Genomic DNA, 25355 nt, shown 5'->3' with positions numbered 1-25355 from the left:
ACATTCATTCAGTGCATCAACCCCCACAAGGCCAGCAACGGTGCGTCTTCCGACTGCATCGAATGCACCACCGACGGGGCATTCCATAGCATCCCGCCCATTCCGGGCTGCCACCAGCCATCGCCCTGGCGATACCATTGCCCTTCAGACAGCACGATGTAGAACTCCTGCGGCGGATGCTGATGAAAGGGGTAGCGGGTTTCGGGCGCCATGACGGCCAGGCCCAGGGTCAGGGTCGGGCACGCCACCGGGCTGCCGTTGCCCAGCAGCAGCGCATGACGATGGCGTTCGACAAACGCGGGGTCTTCGCCATGCGCCGCGCTGCGTTTGATCCAGCGGGCATGCGCCAGCAGCGCTTGCAGGGCGTCCAGCAACGGATGGTCAACTGCCGGGTTGTGCCTGGCCAGCGCCAGGCTGGTGGCCAGCCAATGCTCAATGACCCCAGGGTCTTCCTGCTCAGGCACAGGCCGGCGCGCCAGGCTCAGTTGCGCATCGGCCGTGAGCTGGCCGCTGGCCTTGATCTGCTCGGCATGCCGCTCGCCCTGATAGCCGGTCAGCAGCCGGCTGATGGCGAATGTGAGCGCTGCTGCGTGGGTCAGGATTTCAGAGTCATGCATGGCGTCGGTTCCTATGCTTCGATGAGCCGAGTCTGACGCCGGACCGTTGAGCCTGCCATCTCAGGAGCGACACATAACGTACTGAGTAGTGGCACACAGCCAAGGCTGGAGCTTGCGCGTGTTTTTAGCCACCATAGGCGGCATTTTAGCCACCCCACGGAAAACCGCGTGTCTGACCACCTGCCTTCTGCAATGCCCCCGCAACTGGATATCGACCTGCAAGCCTGTGAGCGGTTGCCCTGGCTCAAGCGTGTCTTGGCCCGTGCCCTGGGCCGTGGCCTGAACGGTCTGGGTGCGCAACACCAGGCGTCCTGGGCGCAGGGGCATACCGACGGTTACCTGGCCGGGCACGGCGAAGGGGTCAATGAAGGCTACGCCGAGGGGCATCTGGACGGGATCGAGAAGGGCCGGCGCATGCTGTTGATCCGCGATACCCGGCCTGAAGCGCATCGCGGCCCGCAGGTCGAGGATCACCTGTTTGAAGATTGGCGCTTACCGCTGAGCGCCGAGCTGATCAAGCGCATCAAGGCCGACGTGGCGCAAAAGCTGCCGAGCCACGCCCAGCCCAGTGCCGCCCAGTGGAAGATGATCCTCAGCGATACCCCGGCGACTTGCGTGATCGCCGGCGCCGGGGCAGGCAAGTCGACCTCACTGGTGCTGCGCATTGTGCTGCTCACCCACTACCTGGGTTTTGAGCTGGACAGCATGACCGTGGTGACCTTCACCCGTGAGTCACGCAAGGACTTCATGACGCGGCTGATCGACGTCATGGCGCTCTGGGGCCATGCGCTGACTGCCCGTCAGGCGCGCGAGCTGGTCCGCACCTTTCATTCACGCATCCTGCCGCTGGTGCGCAGCCTGCCAGGCTTCGAGCATCTGCAAGCCTTCGAGACGCTGGGCAGCCAGAGTTCTGGCGTTGAAGAGATCGATAGCAACCCGTTTGATCTGCGCATCAACGATGCCCAGCGCGAGCAACTGAACCTGTGCTATCGCGACCTCTACGCCGCTGAGCCGCGCTTTCGTGAGGTCATCGCGCCGTTGTGTCGCCAGGCCCGGCAACTGAAAGAGATCGACCGTGACCACCCGGATGTGCAGAAGCGCGCCGCAGTGACCGAGCTGTCGGCCAAGCGTGACAAGGACTGGTGCGACACTGTCGAGACACAATGGCGGCGTGCCGGCGCCTGGCCGATTGCGGGGATCACACCGCAGCGCGAGAGCCTGCAGGTCAACGGCCATGCCTTTCACGTGCATGGTTACGCCGCCGAGCTGGACGCCTGGGTGATACTCGGTTGCGATGAGCGCGAAGATCGCGACTTCAAACGCCCCGGTGCCAAGCTGCCGCTGTGGGCCGAGGGAGTGATCAAGCGCACGCTGTTTCAGGCGTTTTGCAGCAAACCGGTGATCTGGCTCGAGAGTTATCAGGCGGGCAGCCAGTTATTGCACAACCTCACTGGCAGCGCGTTGGCCGGGCCGGGGTTTGAGTACAAGGTCAAGGGTGAGCTGGCCAGCGCACCGCTGCTCGACTGTTTTGTGCTGGTCGCCGGTTTCATCGAAAACCTCGGGCTTGACGTGTCGGCGGCAGTGGCGCAGATGAGTTTTGCCAGTCATGACCCGGACCGGTTTTTCTTCGAGGCCCTGAGCCTGTTCTGGAAACGCTTCGAGTCGCAGTTGCTGGACCAGACCCCGCCGGTGATGACTTACAACCGAATGTTCGCGCTGTTCGGCGAAACTGCGCCGGAGAATCTTGCGCAACTGGACGACGAAGCGCTGCGCCCGCTGTCGCACCTGATGATCGACGAGTTCCAGGATGTGTCGCCGCAGATCGTCTCCTGGCTGCGTGCCAGTTTGCGTGAAATCCGTCGGCGTGGCCCGGCCATGCATGTGGGGCGCCGGGCCCATCATGCCTCGCTGCTGTGTGTCGGCGATGACTGGCAGTCGATCTACGGCTGGCGCGGCAGTTCACCGCATTACTTCATGGCGTTCAACGAGGAGTTTTCATCGCCGGCCAGCACTCGGGTAATGCTCAGCGAAAACTACCGCAGCCATCAGCACATCATTGATGCCGCCGAACACATCGTCCGCGCCGCGCCGGCGATTGCCGGCAAAAAGGCCAAGGCCAGCGGTAACCAGCAAACACTGTGGCCGGTGGTCGTGCTCGAGCGCGATGACCAGGTTCTGTTCGAACGGGTTCAGGCTCACCAGCAGCAGGGCGACAGCATCCTGCTGCTGTACCGCAAGGGCAGCGAGCGTCAGCGGATGTCGGAGCAACTGCTGGCATTGCTGCAGGCCGATGCCGCGCAAACGCGGCAGATCAAAACCCTGACTTACCACAGTGCCAAGGGCTTGCAGGCTGATGCCGTGTTTTTGCTCGGTGATTGCCAGCACCTGACCCAGTCGCCGGCCAAAAACCAGCTGTACCGGATTGCCGGACTGGGTGATAAGGGCGAACCGCAGGCGTACGACAAGGCCCAGCAGGACGAGGTGCTGCGGCTGGCGTATGTGGCGATTACCCGTGCGGTACGCCAGTGCTACTGGTTTATCGATAGCCAGGACCAAGGCAACGGCCCGAAAGCCTCGGACCGGGTGGCCGCCGACCAGGCGTACTTCGACGACCAGCGGCTGGGCAAAGTGTGATCAGGCCCGGCGGTTGCTCAAGATAGCTGCGAGGTCATGACCGGCAGGCTGAACAGCTCCATTTCTGCTTCGATGGCTTCGATGATGATTTCCACGTCACGGGCGTTCATGACCGTGGCGCAAGGCAGGCCGGCAATGGCCACGAAGGTCTGGCCGCTGGCGCGATCGAACAGGCGGGCGATCATACTGCTGGGCGCGTCCATGGTGGCTTCAAAACCGACCGGATGGAAATGCCAGCGCATGAGCTGGCAGGCGTTGGGGAACGTGACCTTGTTCATGGGACCCACCTGTATCATGCGCGCATCATCGATGCAGCGAGTGGCAGGGCAAGACGTGGCTGAGCAAGCACTTATCCGAGGTGCTGTCGGAATTTTCCGGCACAATTGTCAGGCTTGTCTTGGTGAATAATGAAGATAGCACTGCCATATGAAACAAGCCGAAATATTTATCCCGAGGTTACAAAAAGTTCGATTTTTTTGACGTGAATCATGCTTGGGTGGGCTTGCGTACCGTCGGTCCGGTTTGCGCCGTTCGCTGGCCGCGTTGATGCTCTGTGCGGCGGTACTTTTTTCGTTGCTGTGCAGGTCGATAGAAGGCAAGCTGACAGCATGACGTCGAAGGGGTGCGCCATGTTCAAGTACACCATGCTGGGATTGCTGATGGCGGCCTCGGCCTCGCATGCAGCCGGGACGGTTAATGTCCACAACTGGACCGACTACATCGCCGACGATACCCTCAAGAACTTCCAGGCCAGCACCGGCATCAAGCCCATTTACACCACCTTCGAAAGCAACGAAGAACTCAACGGCAAGTTGCTGGCCAAGGGCTCGGGGTACGACGTAGTGTTCCCCTCGGTGCATTTCATGGCCCAGCAGATCAACGCCGGTGCGCTCAAGAAGCTCGACCTCAGCCAGTTGCCCAACTGGAAGAACCTCAACCCGGTGCTGCTCAAGGCTCTGCGGGTCAACGATCCGGGCAACACTCACGGCTTCCCTTACCTGTGGGGCAGCACCGGCATCGGCTATGATCGTGAGCAGATCGTTGCGGTGCTGGGCGAGAATCCGCCGGTGAACTCCTGGGATCTGCTGTTCAAGCCCGAGTACCTCAAGAAGGTCGCCCAGTGCGGCGTGGCGATCATCGACAACGCGCCGGAAATGCTGCCGATTGCCCTGAACTACCTGAACCTGCCGCCGCACAGCGATGTGCCGGCAGATTACGCCAAGGCCGAGGCTTTGCTGACCAGCGTGCGACCTTATGTGCGCTACTTTCATCTCAACAATTACATTCGCGACCTCGCGGCTGGAAAAATCTGTGTGGCAGTGGGTTTCTCCGGCGACATCGATCAGGCTCAGGACATCGCGGAAAAGGCCGGGCACAAGGACATTCTCTATTCGGTGCCTATGGAAGGGGCGCCGATGTGGTTCGACATGGTCGCCATGCCGGTGGATGCGCCCAATGAAAAGGCGGCCTACGCGTACATGAACTACCTGTTGCGCCCGGAGGTGATTGCCGCGATCACCAACCAGATGCATTACGCCAACGGCAACGAGAAAGCCGATGCGTTGATCGTGCGTGAGGTATGGTCTGACAAGACGGTGTACCCCGACGATGAGACCATCAGCCGGATGTTTGTTCTCGAGCCGGTCAATCCGGAGATTGACGCGCTGCGCAATCAGATCTGGGACCGGATCAAAAACCTCAAGTAAGCGGCCCGCATTCAGCATGGGTAGTCATATTTACTGACAACTGGGGCTGGTTTTTTTCGTCCGTTGTGCAACACAACGGCATTTTCCGACTCCCATAGAGGCTTATCGAGTCTGTCCGGGGGCAATGTTGCCCATGCCCCCGCTCATTCTTCATTGTGCAACATCTCCCGATTAGCCTTGGTAACAGGCTGTGCGAGGGATCGCGCACCGGCCTTCGAACGGACTCGTGAACCCGCCAGGTCTGGCAAATTTGCCGCAGTGACTGGACAGATTGCACCCGACTAACCTGTATCGGATTCAGAGAATATGACCCGTTTCAACTCATTGCTGACCAACGTGCGACAGCGCCGCTGGCTGGCGCTGCCAGCCGTTCTGACGGCCTCGGCAATTTTCTGGTTTTCCATCGGCGACGGCGTGCTGGCCGAACCCAAGAATGGCACCCAGACCCTGGTATTTCTGCGCCACGCCGAAAAACCTGCCATGGGCCTGGGGCAACTGAACTGCCAGGGTCTGAACCGCGCCCTGGACCTGGCCGAGCTGTTGCCCAATGAGTTCGGCAAGGCCGATTTCATCTTTGCGGCTGACCCTGGCCGGCATGTGGAAGAGGGCGAGGGCGATCATTCCTACAGTTACGTGCGCCCGTTGATGACCATCGGCCCGAGTGCTATCAAACTGGGCCTGCCGGTGAATATCGATTTTGGCGCCAATGACACCAGCGACCTCGCTCATGAACTGATGGACGTCAAATACCACGACGCGACGATTTATACCGCCTGGTCCCACGGTTATCTGCCGGAGCTGGTCAACAAGGTCGCCGAAGAGGCCTCCGGCAAGAAGATGAACCTGATCGACGACTGGACGGGTACCGACTTTGACTCGCTATTGGTCATGACTCTGGAATGGACCAACGGTAAAGCCAGCATGGAGTATCAGGTGGTCAAGCAGAACCTCAACAACGGTGCCGCGAGCTGTCCGGGCAGGGCATGAAACACTGGCTTTAGCGGGGCCGGGTCGCTAGTGTGTGCGGCCATCCGCTCAGCCGTCTTGAGCGGGGTTGTCGCGGACCCTTCATGAATGTTTTGAACGCCCTGTGCCTGTCGGCCGTCTGCCTGTTGGCGGGCTGCATCGGCCCGCCCGTGCCGCTTACCGAACAGACCCGCACCCAGTTGAGCCAGCAGGCGCCAGTGCGCTTTGTGCTGACCTTCGATGACGGTCCCAGCGGCTCGGGCTGGTGGAACCCGACCGCACGAATCCTGGATGATCTGGCTGATAACCCGGTGATGCCCGGGATCAAGGCCGTGTTTTTTGTCCAGACCGGGGCAATCGGTGGCGGTGGCAGCGACACGGGCCGGGAACTGCTGCGCCGTGAAGGCCGTGAGCTGCATATTCTCGGTTTTCACAGTGCTACGCCACGACACACCAACCACCGCTCGTTGAGCCCTGAGCAACTGGAGCAGTCGTTACGCGACGGGCTGCGGATCATCGCTGAGCAAAGTGGTCAGCAGGCCACGTTGCTGCGCCCGCCGTTCTGGAACTATGACCATCGTACATTCGCGGCTTACCGGGCGAAGGGGCTGCGAGTGCTGCTCACCGACCTGAGTGCCAACGATGGCAAGATCTACGGCTTCAACATGAGCCCGCGCCGCCGCGCAAACCTGCTGCTGCAAGTCTCGCAAGTGCGCGAGCGGATCGCCAGGGGCGAGTTGCCCACGGTCGATGGCGCGACTCCGGTGGTGGTCACTTTCCATGACGTCAACCGTTATACGGCGCGGCATATCCATGAGTACTTGCAGATCCTGATCGACAGCGCCAGGGCCGATGGCTTGCCGCTGGCGGCCAAGCCGTTCTACGACGACCAGGCCCAATTACTGCGCGCCGCCACCGCCCGCACCGTACCTGATGATGGACGGGGCGTGCACCTGCCGGGGATCTGGGACTGGCTGTGGGACCATAACGGGCATTGAAACACTCGTTTCGACCGCGTCTGAGGTGTCGCAGCTAAAGCCAATACTGTTCAGATAAGCACTGCATGCCTTTGTGGGAGCGAGCTAGCTCGCGAAGAGGCCAGTAAAAGCACTAAATCTGCTGCGAATGTACCGCCGTCTTCGCCGGGAGGCCGGACCACAGCAACCGGAGTGCCGGCCGGCTGCTCCCACCAGTCTAATTGAACATTCTCGCCATCAGGCTTTATCCCGCCCGCCATGGGTCGCGCGCGCCTGGGCGAAGATTGCGTCCATGCGCCAGTGCTGGTTCTGGTAGCGCGGGTCTTCGGCCCATTCGTGCCAGCCTGAATCACGGCGGTACTGCCCGAGCAGGCCGCTGTGGCGAATCTGCCCGGCGTCCAGAACTTGTGGCTGGCTGCAATCGGGATCGACGTACAGCGCATCGCGGGTGCAGTACAACTCACACATGAAGCAGGTCTGGCAGGCCGACTGGTCGCCAATCGCTGGCAGGCCGTCGGCGTCCAGGGTCAAGGCGTTGGTCGGGCACACCTGCACGCAGGTGCCGCAGCCGTCGCACAGGTCTTTGAAGATCAGTTCAATCATGCGGGGCTCCTTGCGCGCAGTGCGGTGTCGCAGGCTGGGGTTGCAGGGCATCGAAGCGATGCCAGTTGTGGTCCAGGCCGCCGATGCGCAAGTGCGCGTCGAAGCGCGCCAGTTGGGCAGGGCAATCGCTGCGCTGGTGCATGCCACGGCTTTCCTGGCGTTGTTCGGCGGCCCGGTAGCACCAGCGTGCGGTGGCCGCCATGGCGGCCAGCTCACGGGCGCGCAGCGGGTTGCCGAGCGGGCTGGCAGTCGCATGGCGGAGCTGGTCCCAGACGTTGTCCAGTGCCTGCAAGGAGCGTTGAATCTGTGCGCCGCTACGAAACAGGTTCTTGTCCAGCGGATGAACTTCGTCCTGAATACCGCGGATCACGGCCTGGCTGTCCTGAACGGTCGCATTCAGGCCCAGGCCGGCAAAGCCCAGCAGCGCACCGCCAGTGCGGCCCTTCTGCAAGGCGTGCCGGGCGGCGGCGCGGCCGGCCCATTGTCCGGTCGACAGCGCCCAGGCCGAGTTCTGCGCACCGCCGCCGGAGGTCGCCCCGGCAATCGGCTCACGGCTGGCGGCGTCTCCGGCGGCGTACAGGCCCGCCACGCTGGTCTGGCAATCCTCGTTGATCAGGCGCAAACCGCCCACGCCACGGATGGTGCCTTCCGGATGCAGGGTCACCGCAAAGCGCTGGCGGTACGGGTCGATGCCGCGACGGTCGAAGGGCAGCATCAGGTTGGGCTGGATGGTCGGCAACTGTTGGCGGATGTCGTGTGGCACCCGATGCAGGCGGCAGTACACCGGGCCGTTGAGTAACGCACGGGCCAGTTGTTCGGTAAAACCCGGTCCCTGGCTGATCGGCAGTTCCCGGTCATGGGCGTCATAGTACTGGCCGAAGCTGTAGACCATCGAACGGGTCATGCTGCTGCCCGCCGCTGCGATGCAGTAATAGTTGGAGAACTCCATGCCTGACAGTTCGGCACCGGCTTCGGCGCCCATCAGGTAGCCATCGCCGGTATTGTTGTGACTGCCCAGCAGGCTGGACAGAAACGCGCAGCCGCCGCTGGCCAGTACCACCGCTGGCGCCTGCACCTGCCAGTGACCGCCGGCCTGGCGCCGCCAGCCGCGCGCGCCGGACAGGGTGCCGTGGGCATCGCGCAGCAGTTCCAGGGCCGGGCTGTGGTCGAGGACCGTGACGCCGCTATCCAGCGCCAGGCGGCGCATGCCGCGCATGTATTCCGGGCCGCGCAGGCCTCGGTAATGGGTCACGCCTTGGGCGTCGGTGGGGAAGTGGTAGTAACCCTGCAGGCCCGGCAGGCTGGTCCAGGTGGTGTCGATGGCGCGGGCCATCCAGTGCGGATCAGCCAGGCCAAACGCGGTGGCCAGGCGCTTGTCGATGGCCGCTTGACGCAACCCGGCATCCGGCGCCACCCACCAGTGGCCGGGGCCAGCGGTGGCCGTTACACCGCTGGTACCGCAGTAGCCCTTGTCGACCAACACCACCCGTGCACCTTCGCGTGCTGCCGCGACGCCCGCCCAGGTGCCGGCCAGGCCGCCGCCGATAATCAGCACGTCGGTTTGCAGTTCAAGGTCGGCAGAGGGGTGCAAGGGTGTGCTCATCAATGGCTCCAGGCAGCTCAGGATCAGGGCCTCCGCCTGGCAAGGGGTCGGTATCGCTGCGAATCTAAGCATAAAGATTATTTTTAATATTCTATTTTTTAATGATTAGCTTAGAAGAAAATGTGCTTTTTAAAGATCGCGTTATACGCATAGTCTGGGTGGCACGTGCTTCACGCAGCCATTTCAGGAGTTTCACCATGAGCAATGTCAGTGCCCTGCCGGTTCAGCCACCTTCCGCGTCGTCTGAAAGCAGCGTGCGCGAGCGGGTGTCTGCCGAAGAGTGGGAAGTGCGGGTCAAACTGGCCGCTGCCTACCGCCTCGCGGCACTCAAGCGCTGGACCGACCACATTTACACGCATTTCTCGGCGCGGGTGCCGGGCCCTGAAGAACATTTTCTGATCAACGCCTTCGGCTTGCTATTCGATGAAATCACCGCGTCGAACCTGGTCAAGGTCGACATTGACGGCACCATCGTCGACGACCCTACCGGGCTGGGCATCAATTACGCCGGCTATGTAATCCACAGTGCGATCCACGGTGCACGCCCGGACCTGCAGGCTGTGCTGCACACTCACACCCGCGACGGCATTGCCGTGTCGGCGCAAAAGAGCGGCCTGTTGCCGATCTCGCAACATGCATTGGGTTTCTCCGGGCGTGTGGCCTACCACGACTATGAAGGCGTGGCACTGGAGTTGGACGAGCGCGGGCGGTTGATCGCCGACCTGGGTGACAAGGATGTGATGATTCTGCGTAACCACGGCCTGCTGACCGCCGGGGTCAGTGTCGAACACGCCTTTCAGCAACTTCAGGGGCTGGAGTACGCCTGCAACATTCAGATCGCCGCGCAATCGGCTGGCAATGACGAGTTGATCCTGCCGCCGCCCCAGGTGGTGGCCAAGGTCGAGGAGCAGGCCAAGGTGTTCAAGGACGGTAACGGACCGGGTGTGCAGCGACACTGGAAAGCGCTGATTCGTGAACTGGATCGTCACGGCACCGATTACCAGCATTGAGCGGTGTTTTAACTTCGCGCCTTGGTGTAGTGTGCGCTCCCAAAAACACGGGGCGCCCTGCATGCAAGAGCTGTTGAACGAAATCCTCGAAGAAGTCCGTCCGCTGATCGGTCAGGGCAAGGTTGCCAATTACATCCCGGCACTGGAGCTGGTGCGGCCCGATCAACTCGGTATTGCGGTGTACGCCAACAGCGGCGAGATCTATCAGGCCGGCGATGCGATGACACCGTTTTCGGTGCAGAGCATCTCCAAGGTGTTCAGCCTGGTGCAGGCCATCAGTCACTCGGGCGAGGCGATCTGGGAGCGGGTCGGTTATGAGCCATCCGGCCAGCCGTTCAACTCGCTGGTGCAGCTTGAGTTCGAGCGCGGCAAACCACGCAACCCGTTTATCAATGCCGGCGCCCTGGTGATTTGTGATATCAATCAGGGCCGTTTTGCCGCGCCTGCCTTGTCGATGCGCGACTTCGTGCGCCGCTTGTGCGGCAACCGCACCATCGTCTCCGATGCCAAGGTCGCCGAGTCCGAGTATCAGCACCGCTCACGCAATGCGGCGGCGGCCTGGCTGATGAAGTCATTCGGCAACTTCAATGGTGAAGTCGAAGATGTACTGCGCAGCTATTTTCATCACTGTGCGCTGAGCATGACCTGTGTCGACCTGGCCAAGGCCTTTGGTTTTCTGGCCAACGAAGGGTTCTGCACCCACAGTGGCGAGCAGATTCTCAGTGCCCGCCAGACCACTCAGTTGAATTCGATCATGGCCACCAGCGGGCTGTACGATGAGGCCGGTAACTTCGCCTATCGGGTCGGATTGCCCGGCAAGAGCGGGGTAGGTGGGGGCATTATCGCTGTGGTGCCGGGACGTTTTTCGGTGTGCGTATGGTCCCCGGAATTGAACGCGGCCGGCAATTCGCTGGTCGGAATGGCGGCGCTGGAACGATTGAGCGCGCGGATCGACTGGTCGGTGTTCTAACCCTCGCCTTGATCCGCTTACCCATTTAAGGAGCAAGATCAAGGTGAACTCAACCCTGCTGTCGAGTCTGCTGCTGGCCAGCCTCCTGCTTGGGGGGTGCGCCAGCCGCCCGTCAGGGCCGCCACCGTTAAGCCCTGAGCAGGCCCGCGAGCGCGTGCAGGCACTGTTGCCGGCCAGTGTCGTCGACCGCCAGGGCTGGGCTGCTGATATCCAGACGGCGTTGACCACCCAGGACATCGCTGCGACCCCTGAAAACATCTGCGCGGTACTGGCGGTAACCGAACAGGAGTCAACCTTTCAGGCCGACCCGCCGGTGCCGGGGCTGGCGCGCATTGCCCGCGAAGAGATTGACCGCCGCGCGGCCCGCTTGCGGGTGCCCGCCAGCCTGGTGGATGCAGCGCTGGGGATTCGTTCGCCAGATGGCAAAACCTATAAACAGCGCCTGGCGGCTGCGCGCACCGAGAAGCAACTGAGCGCGATCTTCGATGATTTCACCGGCATGGTGCCGTTGGGCCAGACCCTGTTCGGGCGGTTCAATCCAGTGCACACCGGCGGCCCGATGCAGGTCAGCATCGCCTTTGCCGAGCAGCATGCAGGCAGCTACCCCTATGCCGTGGATGGCAGCATTCGCCGCGAAGTCTTCAGCCGCCGTGGCGGCATGTACTTCGGCACCAGGCACCTGCTGGGTTATCCGGCTGACTACCCCGAGCCGCTGTACCGCTTCGCCGATTTCAATGCCGGCTGGTACGCCAGTCGCAACGCGGCGTTTCAAAGCGCGCTCAGCCGCCTGACCGGTATCGAGCTGGCCCTCGATGGCGACCTGATCATCCACGACTCGCTGGCCACCGGCGCCACCGAGCGTGCGGTACGCAGCCTGGGGCCGCGGCTGGGGCTGAATAACCCGGCCATTTACAACCAGTTGAAAAAGGCCGACGGGCCGGACTTCGAAGACACCAAGGTGTACCGTCAAGTGTTCGAACTGGCCGAGCAGACAGCCGGTAAACAGCTACCCCGCGCCATACTGCCGGGTATCACCCTGCAAAGCCCGAAGATCACCCGTAAACTGACCACCGCCTGGTTTGCCAAGCGGGTCAATGAACGCTACCTGCGCTGCATGCAGCGTAACTGAAGGGTACCTCTAAAAACGTAAGCGATGGCAACGCAGGTAGTTTTTAGAGGTGCCCTGAACTGCTATTCATCACTCGATAAAAGGGAGTCATCGATGCAATTTCGTTCACTCGGCAAGACTGATATCTCGGTCAGCGCCATCTGCCTGGGCACCATGACCTGGGGCGAGCAGAACACTCAAGCGCAGGCCTTCGAGCAGATTCGCCTGGCCAAGGACGCGGCGGTCAACTTCATCGACACCGCCGAGATGTACCCGGTCCCGCCACGTGGCGAGACCTACACCCGCACTGAAAGCATCATCGGCGAGTACTTCAAGCAGTACGGTGATCGTCAGGATTGGGTACTGGCCAGCAAGGTGGCCGGGCCGGGCCGTATGGAGCACATCCGCGACGGCAATCCGCGCCTGGACCGGCGCAACATCACTGCCGCTCTGGAAGGCAGCCTCAAGCGCCTGAACACCGATTACCTGGACCTGTACCAGTTGCACTGGCCGGACCGCAAAACCAATTTCTTCGGCGTGTTGGGCTACCAGCATGATGCTGACGATCAGTCCACCGCCATTGAAGAAACCCTGGACGTGCTCGATGAGCTGGTCAAAGCGGGCAAGGTGCGCCATGTCGGCCTGTCCAACGAGACCCCGTGGGGCACCCAGCGCTTCCTGAATCTGGCCCAGACCCGTGGTCAGACCCGCGCCGTGTCGATCCAGAACCCCTACAGCCTGCTCAACCGAACCTTTGAAGTGGGGCTGGCCGAAATCGCCATTCGCGAGCAGATCGGCCTGCTGGCCTATTCGCCGCTGGCGTTCGGGGTACTGGCCGGCAAATACCTCAATGGCGCCCGTCCGGCCGATGGCCGCCTGACCCTGTTCGATCGCTTCCAGCGCTACAACAACCCGCAAGCGGTCAGTGCCACCGCCCAGTACGTGGCGCTGGCCCGTGAACATGGCCTGGACCCTGCGCAGATGGCCCTGGCTTATGTCACCAGCCGGCCGTTCGTGACCAGCAACATCATCGGCGCAACCACCCTGGAACAACTGACCAGCAACCTGGCGAGCATTGATCTGGTGTTGTCCGACGAAGTGATCGCCGGCATTGAGGCGATCCACGTCAAACAGCCGAATCCGGCGCCGTAACAAAACCAGGGTTCATCAGGCGGCAGGTTGCGGTCATAATGACCGCAACCTGCCCGCCTGCCTGTGGAGCCTTGATGCCTCATCCTTTTCTGCGTTCGCTGTTGCCGCTGGTAGCCGACTTGTCGCGTGAGCTGCCTGACGAAGAACGTTATCGGCGCCTGCTGCATTCGCTGCGTCAGTTGTTGCCCTGCGATGCGGTGGCTTTGCTCAAGCTTGAAGACGACATGCTGGTCCCGCTGGCGGTGGATGGTTTGAGTCCGGACACCCTGGGGCGGCGTTTTCGGGTCAGTGAGCATCCGCGGCTGGAAATCCTCTTGTACAGCGGCAAGCCAGTGCGCTTTGCTTCGGACTGTGAACTGCCCGATCCCTACGACGGCCTGCTTGATGGTCATGGGCATCTGGAAGTCCACGACTGCCTCGGCTGCCCATTGATTATCCAGGGCGCGCCGTGGGGGCTGATTACCCTTGATTCACTGGACCCGGCCAGCTTCGGCAGTGTCGATCTCGACACCTTGCAAGGCTTTGCCAGCCTGGCTGCGGCCACGGTCATGGCCAGTGAGCGCATCAAGCAACTGGTGCGCGGCTTCGAGGACCAGCGGCAACTGCTTGAAGTCTACAAACACGTTGCCGGCGGCCATGCGCCCCGCGAGCTGGTTGGCCAAAGCCCGGCGCACAAGCGCATGGGGCAGGAAATCCAGCTGGTGGCCAACAGTCCGCTGACGGTGCTGATTACCGGTGAAACCGGGGTCGGCAAGGAATTGGTCGCCGAGTCGATCCATCTGCATTCACCCAGGGCGCACAAGCCGCTGATCAGCATCAACTGCGCTGCACTGCCGGAAACCCTGGTGGAGAGTGAGCTGTTCGGCCATGTCAAAGGTGCATTTTCCGGCGCACTCAACGGCCGCAGCGGCAAGTTTGAACTGGCCGATGGCGGCACGCTGTTTCTCGATGAGGTCGGCGAATTGCCGTTACCGGTGCAGTCCAAGCTGTTGCGGGTGCTGCAGAGTGGCCAATTGCAGCGTCTGGGGTCGGATCAGGAACATCATGTGGATGTGCGCATCATCGCCGCGACCAACCGCGATCTGGCCCAAGAGGTACGCCTGGGGCATTTTCGGGCGGACCTTTATCACCGCTTGAGCGTCTACCCGCTGAACGTGCCGCCACTGCGTGAGCGCGGCCGTGACGTGCTGTTGCTGGCCGGTTATTTTCTCGAAGAAAACCGCGTGCGCATGGGCCTGCGCAGTCTGCGCCTGAACACCGATGCCCAGCAGTTGCTGGTGGCCTGGCACTGGCCCGGCAATGTCCGGGAGCTGGAGCACCTGATCAGCCGGGCGGTGCTCAAAGCGATCTCGGCACATGCCGAGCGGCCCAGGGTGTTGACCATCGAGGCCTCGATGCTCGGACTCGACAGTGAGCTGGCCGCTGCCAATTTGCTCCAGGTGCCGGACGACGAGCCACTGTTGCCTGCCCAGGCAGGACTCAAAGCGTCGGTGGACGGCTTCCAGCGTCGGCTGATCGAGCAGGCTTTGCAGCGCCATGACGGCAAATGGGCGCAGGTGGCACGCGAGCTGGACGTTGACCGCGCCAACCTCAGTCGGCTGGCCAGAAGGCTGGGGATTCGCTGAACAGACGGCTCGCCATACGACCGTTGGGAAAAAACACGGAATCTTTCCTTTGGTGTGTGTGTCCCTTTATTCGCAGTGTCCGATTATTGCCAGGCTATTGCAGTGTCAAGGCAAAGCGTTGCGCACCGGGCACGGGGATTATTCAGACAAGGGAGGCAATGCCGTTAATGGCTCAGGAAAAACACTACCGGATCGACTACCTGTTGAACGGTGCATTTAAAAGCTTCTACATCCGATCTGTGCACATGGACAATGCCGAGGCCTGGCATTACGCAAGCGTCGATGCAGGCCTGGCACGCATTCCCAAGTACCGTCTGGAGAAGGTGGCGCGAGTGTCCAAACCCTACGCCGAACATTTTGGGATTACCAATGTGGAGTGGGCGCAGGCTTGAGGCGTCAGCCTGATCAGTCGCCGTCGTACGGGAACTCTTGCAGCGCCTCCAGCAGGGGACGGTCACCCGGCCCCTGCAGGTTGTCCAGAACCCAGCACTGCGAGGTCGGGTTCTTCGCCATCAGCAGCCGGGTGGTCTGTTCGACACCTTGCTGTCCGGGGGCATTCTTGTAACCCAGCAAATAGCTCATCTCGACGACCACCTGGCCGTCACTGTTGGACACCTGCTTCCAGGTGACCGGCTGTTGCACTTCGCCGTCCTGAGCGTCAGTCCACGGGTTGGCGGTGATGGCGCAGACATCCCCGCCGCCCTGGCAGGCCCAATCCTTCTTCAGCCACTCCAGTAACGTTGCCGACAGGTACTGCGGCCCGCCCTTGCCCTTGACGTAGAAATCAGCGTGCTGAGTGTAGATCCAGCGTGCGGTATCGGTAGGCGTCGGCGCGGGGCAGGCGGCCAGCGCGGTTGTGCAAAAACTGAAGGCAACGACGCAAGCGATGGCTTTGTACATGGGCTGAACTCGATAAAAATGAAGATAATGGCTAAGGGCTGCCTTATAACTGGCATTTGTAGAGTTAAACAGCAAAAAAGCAAGAGCGCAGGCGCATTTCTGTGCTGTGGCCGCGAGTGAGGGTAATTTCCTTCAATACAGCTGTACGGACCTGTCACTACCTTGGCGCAGTCATTTCGATTGTGTGTGAGGTAGGCATGAGTGTCCTGATTTCCATGGCGACGTTTGCGCTGGCATCGTCCATTACCCCTGGGCCGGTCAATATCGTTGCGCTCAGCGCCGGGGTGCGCTTTGGTTTTGCGGCCAGCATGCGGCATGTGCTGGGGGCAACCCTGGGCTTTACCCTGTTGCTGGTGCTGATCGGCTTCGGCCTGCATGAAACCCTGCAACACTGGCCGTTCCTGACCCGGATGATCCAGTGGGGCGGGGTCGCCTTTCTGTTGTACATGGCCTGGAAACTGGCTGCTGATAATGGTGAATTCAGCGTCGAGCAGTCCCAGGCCCGGCCGACCCTGCTGCACGGAGCGATGATGCAATGGCTCAACCCCAAGGCCTGGCTGGCGTCCATTGCCGGCATGGGCGCCTTCGTCGCCGACGGCCAGGCCAGCCTGATCTGGCAGTTTGCCGGGCTTTACCTGGTGATTTGCTACCTGTCGCTGGGCTTCTGGGCCTATGCGGGCGCACGGTTGAGCCACTACCTGGGCAGCGCCGCCAGAATGCGGCTGTTCAACCGAACCATGGCCGCGCTGCTGGTGGGCTGTGCGGTGTATCTATTGGTCCCGTAGGAGGTAATGCCGTAGGAGGGGCTTTAGCCGCGAAGGCTTAGCCGCACAAGCTTTGCTCCTGCAACCGATACTGCCCAGGCGTCGCGGCCAGGTGTTTCTTGAATTCGCGCTGCAGGTGCGCCTGGTCGGCAAAGCCGGTTTCACACGCCACATCGGCGATCAACCGGCCACTGCGCAACTGGCTGTGCGCATGCTGAATGCGCCGGTTGAGCAGGTAGGCGTGCGGGGTCATGTGGTAGCGCTGTTCAAAGGCGCGGATCAGGTAAGACGGCGACAGCCCCACAGCGCGACAGATATCGTCCAGGCGCACGGCGTCTTTGAAATGGGCGTTGATGTAGTCAGCCGCCTGTTCGACCCGTGGTGCCGGCTTGCCCGCCAGCGGCCGTGCACCGCCGAGCAGATCCTGCATCAGGCCAAAAAACGCCACCGCCGTGCATTGCTTGTGCAGCAGCGAAGCGTCGCTATCCAGCAACGTGGCGTACAACCCCAGCAAACCTGCAAACAGCTGAGGGTCATGGCTGTGCGACGGGGCCAGCGGCGCAAAGCCGGTGGCAGTGTCATGCGAGATAGCGGCCAGCCACTGTGGGTCGACATACAGCATGATGTACGACCAGGGCTGGTCATCGATGGGGTTGCAGGCATGCACCTGGCCGGGATTCATCAGCACCACGGTCCCGGTGGCGATGCGCAGGGTGGATTTTTCCAGCAGGTAGGTACTGCAACCGGCGGTGATCGCACCGATGGAAAACACCTCATGGGAGTGCGGGGCGTAACACACCTGACGACCATCGGCCACCGAGCGGGCTTCGATGAACGGCAGGTCGGCGTGGCGCCAGAACAAGGGCCTGGCGGTGTGCTGAGGCTTGATTGCGCAGTCCATGTCCAGTGCTCCACCCACCCGATTATCCAGAGCGGGCAGGGTAGCCTGATTGGCGCCGCGATACCATGCCATTGGGCGCTTCAAGACTGGCCCGGGTCGTTGCGCAACCGCCACAACAACGCTTGCCGCGCATGGGCGACCCGTGGCTGGCGCAGTGCACTGGGTGTCCATAGCAGGTAGTAATTGAGTTGCGTGCGGCCCTGCGGGGCGGCAATCTCCATCAGTTCGCCGCTGGCGATCTGGTGCTGGCACAGGTACTGCGGCAAGACGCTCCAGCCCATCCCCTTGACCAGCACATTGCGCAGGGTGCGCAGGTCCTGGCCGACCATCGCCGGTCGCAGCGTCGGCAGTTGCAGGCGGTTGCGCTCCAGCCAGTGGTTGATCAGCGGCAATTCCAGGTTGTAGGCCAGCAGCGGTTGGTCAAGCAGCGCCGCCGCCAGTTGCCTGGCGGCGTTCAGGCGCTGTACGACGCTGGGCGCTGCCACCGCCAGCACGTCGGTGGTCAGAATAAGCTCGCTTTTCAGGCGCTTGTCGGTAGCGCCAAAAGCCGAGATACCCAGATCGCAGTGACCTTCGAGCAGCATCTGGGTGATCAGGTCAGCGCTGCCGGTATGCAGGTGCACCCGGATGCCGGCCTGCAGCAACGGCGGCAACTGATCGACGATCACCTCGGCGAGAAAATCGGCATGGCCGATGATCTGCAGCACCCCCGAAACGTCCTGCGAGCGTGCCCGCGCCGCCGATAACGCGGCCTCGGCGGCATCGAGCCGGTCACCGACATCGGCGGCCAGGTCATCAGCGGCGCTGGTCGGCTGGACGCCATTGTTCAGCCGCTCGAACAACTGTCGGCCGACCGCGACTTCCAGCCCGGCGATGTGCTGCGAGACCGCCGGCTGGGTCAGGTTGAGCGCCCGCGCTGCGCCGCTGATCGAACCCTGGCGGTAGACCTCGATAAAAGTACGTAAGCGAACCAGTGACACGCCAAACCCCATAAATATATTTATGCCTGTCGCAAAATAGCCTTGTTAGCGCGTTCAGGCCAGCCTCCGTAACCTGTTGGCAACAGTAATTGACCCCTTACGGAGGGATCCGACATGTGTGATCAACCCACCGCCGCCGAACTGCAATGCCGTCTGCGCGCCATGCAACAGGCGCACTTGCGGGCCGGGCCGGCAAGCGCCCAATTGCGTCGGGATCGTTTGCAGCGCAGTGCGCGACTGATTCGTGAAAATCATCAGGCACTGAGTCAGGCATTGAGCGAAGACTTCGGTCATCGCAGCCACTATCAATCGCTGGTGGTCGACATGCTGACCACGGTGAAGATGCTTGAAGAGTCTGCCGAGCAACTGGAGCAGTGGATGCAGCCTGAGGTCGTCGCGACTCCCGCAGCGGGCATGCAGGCCTGGATTGAGCAGCAGGCGCTGGGCGTGGTGGGGGTGATCAGCCCGTGGAATTTCCCGATCAATCTGGCCTTCGGTCCGCTGGCCGGTATCTTTGCTGCCGGCAATACCGCCATGCTCAAGCCTTCGGAGCTGACCCCGGCCACCTCGCAGTTACTGGCCGAACTGATCGCCCGTTACTTTGACCCCAACGAGCTGGCCGTGGTGCTCGGCGATGCCAGTGTCGGCCAGGCCTTCAGTGCCCTGCCTTTCGATCACCTGGTCTTTACCGGTAGTACCAGCGTCGGTCGCCATGTAATGCGCGCTGCGGCCGAGAATCTGGTGCCGGTCACCCTGGAACTGGGCGGCAAATCACCGGTGGTGATCGACAGCGATGCCGACATTGCCCAAGCGGTGCAGCGCACGCTGACCATCAAAACCTTCAATGCCGGGCAGATCTGCCTGTCGCCGGATTATGTCTTGATGCCCGAAGCCGCAGCCCAGGCGTTTGTCGACGCGGCCAAGGGCTTCATGGCCAGCAGCTTTGCCACGCTGCAGGACAACCCGGACTACACCGCGATCATCAGCCCGCGGCATTATCAGCGGCTGGTTGGCCTGTTGGACGACGCCGTCAGCAAAGGCGCGACGGTGGTGAGCCTGGCGCCCCATGGCGAGCTCGCCTACGACCCTGACACGCGCAAGATCGCGCCGCATCTGGTGCTGGGTGCCACCGATGACATGGCCATCATGCAGGAAGAAATCTTTGGTCCGTTGCTGCCAATCAAAGCGGTTCAGGATCTCAATGAGGCCATCGGCTACATCAACGCTCAACCCCGGCCACTGGCGGCTTACTACTTCGGTGCTGATCCGGCACGCCAGGCTCAATTCAATCAGCGGACCACGTCCGGCGCCCTAGTGATCAACGATGTGATGACCCATGCGGCCATCGACACACTGCCGTTCGGCGGGGTCGGGGCTTCAGGAATGGGCGCCTACCATGGGGTGCATGGTTTCCGGCGCTTTACCCATGCCAAGGCGGTGGTGGTGCAGAGCACCGATGGCGCCTCGAACCTTCGACTGCGCGCGCCGTATGGTGAAAAACATAACGAACTTGTGGCCCTGCTCAAGGCCTGAATACCTATTCACATGGAGAATGCTATGAAAATCCTGATGGTTCTGACCTCTCACAATCAACTGGGCAACACAGGCAACAAAACCGGTTTCTGGCTGGAGGAGTTCGCCGCGCCTTACTACACCTTCAAGGACGCAGGTGCCGAAGTGGTGCTGGCATCGCCGGCCGGCGGCCAGCCGCCGCTGGACCCGAAAAGCGCAGAGGCTGATTTTCAGACCGAACTGACCCACCGGTTCAATGCCGACCCGGCCGCGCAACAGGCGCTGGCCAACACCGTGCGCCTTGATAGCGTCAAGGCTGACGACTTCGATACGGTGTTCTACCCAGGCGGCCATGGTCCGCTGTGGGACCTGGCCGAATCAAAAGACTCGATTGCCCTGATCGAAGCCTTCGAGCGCGCCGGCAAGCCCGTCGGCTTTGTTTGCCATGCGCCGGGTGTGCTGCGTCACGTCAAGACTGCCGATGGCCAGCCATTGATCAAGGGCCGTCGGGTGACCGGCTTCACCAACGGCGAAGAGGCTGACGTACAGCTCACCGACGTGGTGCCGTTTTTGATCGAGGATGAATTCATTCGCCTGGGTGGCGTGTACCAGAAAGGCCCGAACTGGGCACCTTATGTGGTCGAGGATGGCAAGCTGATTACCGGGCAGAACCCGGCCAGTTCCGAAGAGGTCGCCAAGGTATTGCTCAAGCAACTGGCCTGAGCCGTATGCGGGGGCGTGGCTGCCACGCCCCCGCATGGCCTCAGCGTTTTTTGACGTCGACGATTTCCATGATCCGGTTGTTAGTGATCTGCACTCGCAGGTACTTGTCTTCTACCTGAACCCACTGGCTTTCCTTGTCTGGCTCGGGCAGGCCTTTGGCCTTCCAGTCGATGGCGGCGGCAGGGCGGTCCGAATCACCGGGCGCTTTTTCGCCTACCTTGATCGGTGACGGATGCAGGACACCGCCCTTGGCTTCGGTTTGCGGCTGGGGTTGTTGTGCGTTGACCGCCAGGCTGGTGCCGCACAGGGCACCGGCCAAGGCCAGGGCCGCGATCAATGAGGTGCTTTTCATGCGTCTCTCCCTATTCAATCAGCAAAGTGGCGGCTGTATGCCATGCCTGATTAATGGGACAGAGCGGCGAGCAAATCATTCAGCGAATTTTCCCGTGCCTTATTTCAAGGCATATGGGTACCTCTAAAAACGTAGGCGAGGCAGTCAGCGCAAGGCGAAAACAGGCGAGGAAGCGGAGTTTACGGGTTGTAAATGAGCATTCTGAGCCTGTTTTCAACGCAGCGATGACAACGCAGGTAGTTTTTAGAGGAGCCCATCCGCTAGGGTTTGCTGCCACGCAGTGGTCGGCCGCCCGATCAACTGGCTCAACTGCTTGCCCTCTTCGAACAGTCCGCCTTGCGCGGCACCGTTGTCGGAGTCAGACAGCAGATCGGCATAGATCAGCGGCAGACCGGCCTTGAGCAGCGCGGCCTGATAGTCGGCTGGCGACAGGTTGACGTAGGGCAGTGGCTGACCGGCCAGCTCGGCAGCCTTGGCAGCAAACTCGGCCAGCGTGTAGCTACTGTCGCCCGCCAGCTCATAGACCTTGCCGGCCTGGTCATTGGCGGCCAGCAACACCGCCACCGCCGCAGCGGCATAGTCGGCGCGGCTGGCCGAGCTGATCCGGCCTTCGCCGGCGGCGCCATACAGGGTGCCCAACTGCAGTGCACTGTCGATGGCGGAGACGTAGTTCTCGGTGTACCAGCCATTGCGCAGCACCACGAACGGCACGCCGCTGCTGCGCAGGTAGGCTTCGGTTTGGTGATGCTCGGTGCCCAGCGCCAGCGGTGTGCTGTCGGCACGCAACAGGCTGGTGTAGGCAAGCAATTTGACCCCGGCACGCTGGGCGGCGTCGATAACGGCACGATGCTGAGCGGTACGCTGACCCACTTCGCTGGATGATACCAGCAGTACCTTTTCGGCCCCGGCCAGGGCGCTGTCCAGGGTAGCCGGCTGGTTGTAGTCGGCCTGCCGCACCTGCACGCCCAGCGCCTTCAGGTCGCTGGCTTTTTCCGGGCTGCGTACGGCAGCGACAATCTGTGCGGCAGGGATTTTTTCCAGCAGTTGTTCGATAACCAGGCGGCCAAGTTGGCCAGTAGCACCGGTGACGACGATCATGATGATTTCCTTGCGTCTGATTGAAGATGAACCGAGCCTAAACCTTGTGCTAACTTTTAGTAAGTACGTACTAAAAGGTTAGTGTCATGTCAGATATTCCGGCTGTTCCCTCGGTCTTCAGCCAGTCCGTTTTTACCCGCCCTGGTGAATTGATGGCCAGCGAATGCCCGTCACGCTCGGTGCTGACTCATGTCTGCAGCCGCTGGGGCGTGCTGGTGTTGGTGGTGTTGCGTGGCGGTATGCACCGCTTCAGCGAATTGCGCCGCAAGATCGGCGGGGTCAGTGAAAAAATGCTGTCGCAGACCCTGCAGAATCTGGAGCACGACGGCTTCGTCGAGCGCCGCTCGCTGCCGGTGGTGCCGCCCCATGTCGAGTACCGTTTGACGCCGATGGGCGAGGAGGTCGCCGCACAGGTCGATGGCCTGGCCAGCTGGATCGAGCTCAACCTGCCGCGCATCCTTGAAGCGCGAGAAGCGTGCAGCGAGCCTGCGGCAGTCTGAAATGAGTGTGGCAGTTTTTCTGAACTGCCAGTGCAGGGCAGCGGTCGACCACAGCAGACCTTCAGCTTCGAGCTTTCAGTTTCGATAAGGAACCCTGCATGTCCAAGACCATTGCCGACCATCTTGCGCTCAGTCTCGCCGCTTCCGGTGTCACCGATATCTGGGGCGTTTCCGGCGACAGCCTCAACGGCCTGTCCGACAGCCTGCGGCGGTTGGGCAAAATCCACTGGCGCCACACCCGTCATGAAGAATCCGCAGCCTTTGCTGCCGGTGCCCAGGCTGCGGCCAGTGGCCGCTTGGCGGTGTGCGCCGGCAGTTGCGGGCCGGGCAATCTGCACCTGATCAACGGCCTGTACGATTGCCATCGCAGCCGGGTGCCGGTGCTGGCGATAGCTGCGCATATCCCGTCCTCGGAAATCGGCCTGGACTACTTCCAGGAAACCCACCCGCAAGAACTGTTTCGCGAGTGCAGCCACTTCGTCGAACTGGTCAGCAGCGCCGAGCAGTTCCCCCGGGTGCTGGAACGCGCCATGCGCGCGGCAGTCAGCCAGAAGGGCGTGGCGGTGATCGTGGTGCCCGGTGATATCGCCTTGCAGGACGCCCCCGAAGCGCCGTTGAGCAAGGTCGAACCTATCGAGGCCAATGTCGTGCCGGGCGAAGCCGGCCTGCAAGCCCTGGCTGATCGTCTCGATGCCAGCAAGGCGGTCACTCTGCTGTGCGGCGCCGGTTGTGCCGGTGCCCATGAACAGGTGCTGGCGCTGGCCGAGCGGCTCAATGCGCCGATTGTCCATGCGCTGCGCGGCAAGCAGCATATCGAATACGACAACCCCTATGACGTGGGCATGACCGGGCTAATCGGCTTCAGCTCCGGTTACCACGCCATGCTGGGCTGCGACACGCTGGTGATCCTCGGCAGCAGCTTTCCCTATCGCAACTTTTATCCGCCAAAGGCCAAGGTGGTGCAAATCGACCTGGACCCGACCCAGATCGGCCGCCGGGTGCCGGTGGACCTCGGCCTGGTGGGCGGCGTCCGCGAGACCCTCGATGCGCTGTTGCCGCGCCTCAAGCCGCACAGTGACCGACGGTTTCTCGACAAGGCACTCAAACACTACGCCAAATCCCGTGCCGAACTGGATGAACTGGCGACCCCAAGCCCGGCGGGCGAGCCGATTCACCCGCAGTACCTGACCCGGATGGTCGATCAACTGGCCGACCCCGATGCGGTGTTCAGCGTCGATGTCGGCACCCCGACCCTGTGGGCGGCGCGTTACCTGCACATGAACGGCCAGCGCGGTTTGCTCGGCTCGTTCAGCCACGGCTCGATGGCCAACGCCATGCCCCAGGCGCTGGGTGCCCAGGTCGAGTTTCCTGAGCGGCAGGTAGTGGCACTGTGTGGCGATGGCGGATTGTCGATGCTGCTCGGCGACCTGTTGACCGTGCGCCAGTTGAACCTGCCGATCAAGATGATCGTGTTCAACAACAGTTCGCTGGGCTTCGTTGACATGGAGATGAAGGCCGGCGGGTATGTGCCGTTTGGCACCGACTTCAGCGAGATGCACTACGCCGGCATCGCGCTGGGCGCGGGCATTCTCGGCATTCGCGTAGAAAACGCCAGCGAGCTGCCGGCCGCCTTGCGCCGGGCCTTCGATCACCCTGGGCCGGTGCTGCTCGACGTGGTGGTGGCCAAACAGGAACTGGCAATCCCGCCGAAGATCAAGCTGGCCCAGGCCAAGGGCTTTAGCCTGTACATGCTCAAGGCGGTGCTGAGCGGGCGGGGCAGCGAGGTGCTGGAGCTGGCGAAAACCAACTTGCGTTAGCTGCGAGTTGCCAGGGTTTACCAAGCTGGCGCGAAAAGCCCCTTCCTTCAGGTGGGGGATGAAAGCGCCACCGCGAAGCGGTCATAGGGGTTAACATCCATAAAACCGCCCCATCCTGTGTTTCATGACTGAAATGAAAGCGACCAAAACCCTCAAGATTCGAGTGCGAGACAAGCATGCAGCGCAGTTGCGTGAAGCTTCTCGTGCTGTGAATTTTGTGTGGAACTACGTAAACGAGTTGAGCCGTCGCTCGATTCGTGAGCGTGGTCGTTTTCTGTCGGCGTTCGACATTCACAAGTACACCAACGGGGCCGGCAAAGACCTGGGACTGCACAGCCAATCGGTGCAGGCTGTTGCCGACGAATATGTCACACGGCGCAAGCAGTTCAAAAAGCGCCAGCTCCGCTGGCGCTGCTCGGGCGGCGCCCGGCGCAGCCTGGGCTGGGTGCCCTTCAAGGTCGGCGCTGCTGTCTGGAAAAACGGCCAGGTCGTCTTCAACAAACAGCACTTCAAGGTCTGGGACAGCTACGGCCTGGCGGGCTTTAAATTCAGATCCGGCAGCTTCAACGAAGACAGCCGTGGACGCTGGTATTTCAACGTCGTGGTCGAGGTCGACCGCCAGTTATCGCCAGGCCAGGACGCGGTGGGTATCGACCTCGGACTGAAAACCACGGCCACCTGCAGCGACGGTGATCGCCTTGAAAGCGGCAGGTTCTACCGGGATCTGGAGAGCGCCCTGGGCACGGCCCAGCGCGCCGGCAAGAAGGCCCGTGTGCGGGCGATTCACGCCAAAATTGCGAACCGCCGCAAGGATTGCCTGCATAAGTTCAGCAACGC

Annotated in this window: 25 protein-coding genes; 16 read left to right on the top strand and 9 right to left on the bottom strand. The window is 61.7% G+C overall.

The window, feature by feature from the left end:
* Nucleotides 1–8: 8 nt before the first annotated feature.
* Nucleotides 9–617, bottom strand: a complete 609-nt coding sequence (locus NRB16_RS26850; RefSeq protein ID WP_045490762.1) for a dimethylsulfonioproprionate lyase family protein — start codon at nucleotides 615–617, stop codon at nucleotides 9–11.
* A gap of 168 nt (nucleotides 618–785) precedes the next feature.
* Here NRB16_RS26850 and NRB16_RS26845 point away from each other — a divergent pair, with 168 nt between their 5' ends.
* Nucleotides 786–3251, top strand: coding sequence for a UvrD-helicase domain-containing protein (locus NRB16_RS26845; RefSeq protein WP_257107353.1), 2466 nt, complete (start codon nucleotides 786–788; stop codon nucleotides 3249–3251).
* 17 nt (nucleotides 3252–3268) lie between these two features.
* On the opposite strand, the gene NRB16_RS26840 is transcribed toward NRB16_RS26845, so the two are convergent.
* Nucleotides 3269–3547, bottom strand: a complete 279-nt coding sequence (locus NRB16_RS26840) for a DUF1652 domain-containing protein (RefSeq protein ID WP_084710063.1) — start codon at nucleotides 3545–3547, stop codon at nucleotides 3269–3271.
* A gap of 333 nt (nucleotides 3548–3880) precedes the next feature.
* Between NRB16_RS26840 and NRB16_RS26835 the strand changes: the two genes are divergently transcribed.
* From NRB16_RS26835 to NRB16_RS26825, 3 genes are all read left to right on the top strand, one after another.
* Nucleotides 3881–4957 carry a polyamine ABC transporter substrate-binding protein gene (locus tag NRB16_RS26835; protein WP_045490768.1) on the top strand — a complete coding sequence of 359 codons (1077 nt, stop codon included), beginning with the start codon at nucleotides 3881–3883 and terminating at the stop codon, nucleotides 4955–4957.
* 306 nt (nucleotides 4958–5263) lie between these two features.
* Complete coding sequence (locus NRB16_RS26830; RefSeq protein ID WP_045490770.1) at nucleotides 5264–5944, top strand: hypothetical protein; 681 nt, start codon at nucleotides 5264–5266, stop codon at nucleotides 5942–5944.
* An 83-nt stretch (nucleotides 5945–6027) separates the two neighbouring features.
* The gene (locus NRB16_RS26825) at nucleotides 6028–6921 is read left to right on the top strand and encodes a polysaccharide deacetylase family protein (RefSeq protein ID WP_045490771.1); all 894 of its coding nucleotides are present in this window, start codon (nucleotides 6028–6030) and stop codon (nucleotides 6919–6921) included.
* Nucleotides 6922–7137: 216 nt separating this feature from the next.
* On the opposite strand, the gene NRB16_RS26820 is transcribed toward NRB16_RS26825, so the two are convergent.
* Nucleotides 7138–7503: a ferredoxin family protein gene (locus NRB16_RS26820; protein ID WP_253112937.1), complete on the bottom strand. Its 366-nt coding sequence runs from the start codon at nucleotides 7501–7503 to the stop codon at nucleotides 7138–7140.
* On the bottom strand, nucleotides 7496–9106 hold the full coding sequence (locus NRB16_RS26815) for an FAD-binding protein (RefSeq protein WP_257107352.1): 1611 nt from the start codon (nucleotides 9104–9106) through the stop codon (nucleotides 7496–7498). Before NRB16_RS26815 ends, NRB16_RS26820 begins: the two co-directional genes overlap by 8 nt.
* 197 nt (nucleotides 9107–9303) lie before the next feature.
* Between NRB16_RS26815 and NRB16_RS26810 the strand changes: the two genes are divergently transcribed.
* The 6 genes from NRB16_RS26810 to NRB16_RS26785 all read left to right on the top strand — a co-directional run bounded on the left by NRB16_RS26810 (nucleotide 9304) and on the right by NRB16_RS26785 (nucleotide 15363).
* Nucleotides 9304–10116 (top strand): class II aldolase/adducin family protein, encoded by an 813-nt coding sequence (locus NRB16_RS26810; RefSeq protein ID WP_045490777.1) that lies wholly within the window; start codon nucleotides 9304–9306, stop codon nucleotides 10114–10116.
* Nucleotides 10117–10177: 61 nt separating this feature from the next.
* Nucleotides 10178–11086, top strand: a complete 909-nt coding sequence (glsB, locus tag NRB16_RS26805; protein WP_045490779.1) for a glutaminase B — start codon at nucleotides 10178–10180, stop codon at nucleotides 11084–11086.
* 43 nt (nucleotides 11087–11129) lie between these two features.
* Nucleotides 11130–12215: a DUF1615 domain-containing protein gene (locus NRB16_RS26800; RefSeq protein ID WP_373568513.1), complete on the top strand. Its 1086-nt coding sequence runs from the start codon at nucleotides 11130–11132 to the stop codon at nucleotides 12213–12215.
* Nucleotides 12216–12308: 93 nt separating this feature from the next.
* Nucleotides 12309–13346 carry an NADP(H)-dependent aldo-keto reductase gene (locus NRB16_RS26795; RefSeq protein ID WP_045490783.1) on the top strand — a complete coding sequence of 346 codons (1038 nt, stop codon included), beginning with the start codon at nucleotides 12309–12311 and terminating at the stop codon, nucleotides 13344–13346.
* Between the two features lie 74 nt (nucleotides 13347–13420).
* Nucleotides 13421–14971, top strand: coding sequence for a nitric oxide reductase transcriptional regulator NorR (gene norR, locus NRB16_RS26790; protein WP_257107351.1), 1551 nt, complete (start codon nucleotides 13421–13423; stop codon nucleotides 14969–14971).
* A gap of 167 nt (nucleotides 14972–15138) precedes the next feature.
* On the top strand, nucleotides 15139–15363 hold the full coding sequence (locus NRB16_RS26785) for a DUF6555 family protein (RefSeq protein ID WP_045490787.1): 225 nt from the start codon (nucleotides 15139–15141) through the stop codon (nucleotides 15361–15363).
* 13 nt (nucleotides 15364–15376) lie between these two features.
* Here the strand turns inward: NRB16_RS26785 and NRB16_RS26780 are convergent, their stop codons facing one another.
* Complete coding sequence (locus NRB16_RS26780; RefSeq protein WP_045490789.1) at nucleotides 15377–15871, bottom strand: hypothetical protein; 495 nt, start codon at nucleotides 15869–15871, stop codon at nucleotides 15377–15379.
* 197 nt (nucleotides 15872–16068) lie between these two features.
* Between NRB16_RS26780 and NRB16_RS26775 the strand changes: the two genes are divergently transcribed.
* On the top strand, nucleotides 16069–16656 hold the full coding sequence (locus NRB16_RS26775; protein ID WP_257107350.1) for a LysE family translocator: 588 nt from the start codon (nucleotides 16069–16071) through the stop codon (nucleotides 16654–16656).
* 37 nt (nucleotides 16657–16693) lie between these two features.
* Here the strand turns inward: NRB16_RS26775 and NRB16_RS26770 are convergent, their stop codons facing one another.
* Nucleotides 16694–17536, bottom strand: coding sequence for an AraC family transcriptional regulator (locus NRB16_RS26770; protein ID WP_045490793.1), 843 nt, complete (start codon nucleotides 17534–17536; stop codon nucleotides 16694–16696).
* A gap of 80 nt (nucleotides 17537–17616) precedes the next feature.
* Entirely contained in the window at nucleotides 17617–18516 is a 900-nt protein-coding gene (locus NRB16_RS26765; RefSeq protein ID WP_045494716.1) for a LysR family transcriptional regulator, read from the bottom strand.
* Between the two features lie 114 nt (nucleotides 18517–18630).
* Between NRB16_RS26765 and NRB16_RS26760 the strand changes: the two genes are divergently transcribed.
* The gene (locus NRB16_RS26760) at nucleotides 18631–20049 is read left to right on the top strand and encodes a coniferyl aldehyde dehydrogenase (protein WP_045490795.1); all 1419 of its coding nucleotides are present in this window, start codon (nucleotides 18631–18633) and stop codon (nucleotides 20047–20049) included.
* A 24-nt stretch (nucleotides 20050–20073) separates the two neighbouring features.
* A complete protein-coding gene (locus NRB16_RS26755) occupies nucleotides 20074–20751 on the top strand; it encodes a type 1 glutamine amidotransferase domain-containing protein (RefSeq protein WP_257107349.1) in 678 nt (225 codons plus the stop codon).
* Between the two features lie 40 nt (nucleotides 20752–20791).
* Here NRB16_RS26755 and NRB16_RS26750 read toward each other — a convergent pair whose 3' ends face one another.
* Together NRB16_RS26750 and NRB16_RS26745 are read right to left on the bottom strand one after the other, a co-directional pair.
* Nucleotides 20792–21103 (bottom strand): RcnB family protein, encoded by a 312-nt coding sequence (locus tag NRB16_RS26750; RefSeq protein ID WP_045490798.1) that lies wholly within the window; start codon nucleotides 21101–21103, stop codon nucleotides 20792–20794.
* Between the two features lie 243 nt (nucleotides 21104–21346).
* Nucleotides 21347–22201, bottom strand: coding sequence for an SDR family oxidoreductase (locus NRB16_RS26745; RefSeq protein WP_253142982.1), 855 nt, complete (start codon nucleotides 22199–22201; stop codon nucleotides 21347–21349).
* A gap of 86 nt (nucleotides 22202–22287) precedes the next feature.
* Between NRB16_RS26745 and NRB16_RS26740 the strand changes: the two genes are divergently transcribed.
* The 3 genes from NRB16_RS26740 to NRB16_RS26730 all read left to right on the top strand — a co-directional run.
* Nucleotides 22288–22701 (top strand): helix-turn-helix domain-containing protein, encoded by a 414-nt coding sequence (locus NRB16_RS26740; RefSeq protein ID WP_253112906.1) that lies wholly within the window; start codon nucleotides 22288–22290, stop codon nucleotides 22699–22701.
* A gap of 98 nt (nucleotides 22702–22799) precedes the next feature.
* A complete protein-coding gene (gene poxB / locus NRB16_RS26735) occupies nucleotides 22800–24518 on the top strand; it encodes a ubiquinone-dependent pyruvate dehydrogenase (RefSeq protein ID WP_253142981.1) in 1719 nt (572 codons plus the stop codon).
* A 133-nt stretch (nucleotides 24519–24651) separates the two neighbouring features.
* Nucleotides 24652–25355, top strand: a 704-nt coding sequence (locus NRB16_RS26730) for a transposase (protein WP_257106426.1), incomplete at its 3' end; no start/stop codon positions are given.

This window comes from Pseudomonas sp. LJDD11, assembly GCF_024584215.1.
GTDB lineage: Bacteria > Pseudomonadota > Gammaproteobacteria > Pseudomonadales > Pseudomonadaceae > Aquipseudomonas.
The sequence above is the reverse complement of the archived record's forward strand: the minus strand, read 5'-3'. Positions and strand labels throughout refer to the sequence as shown.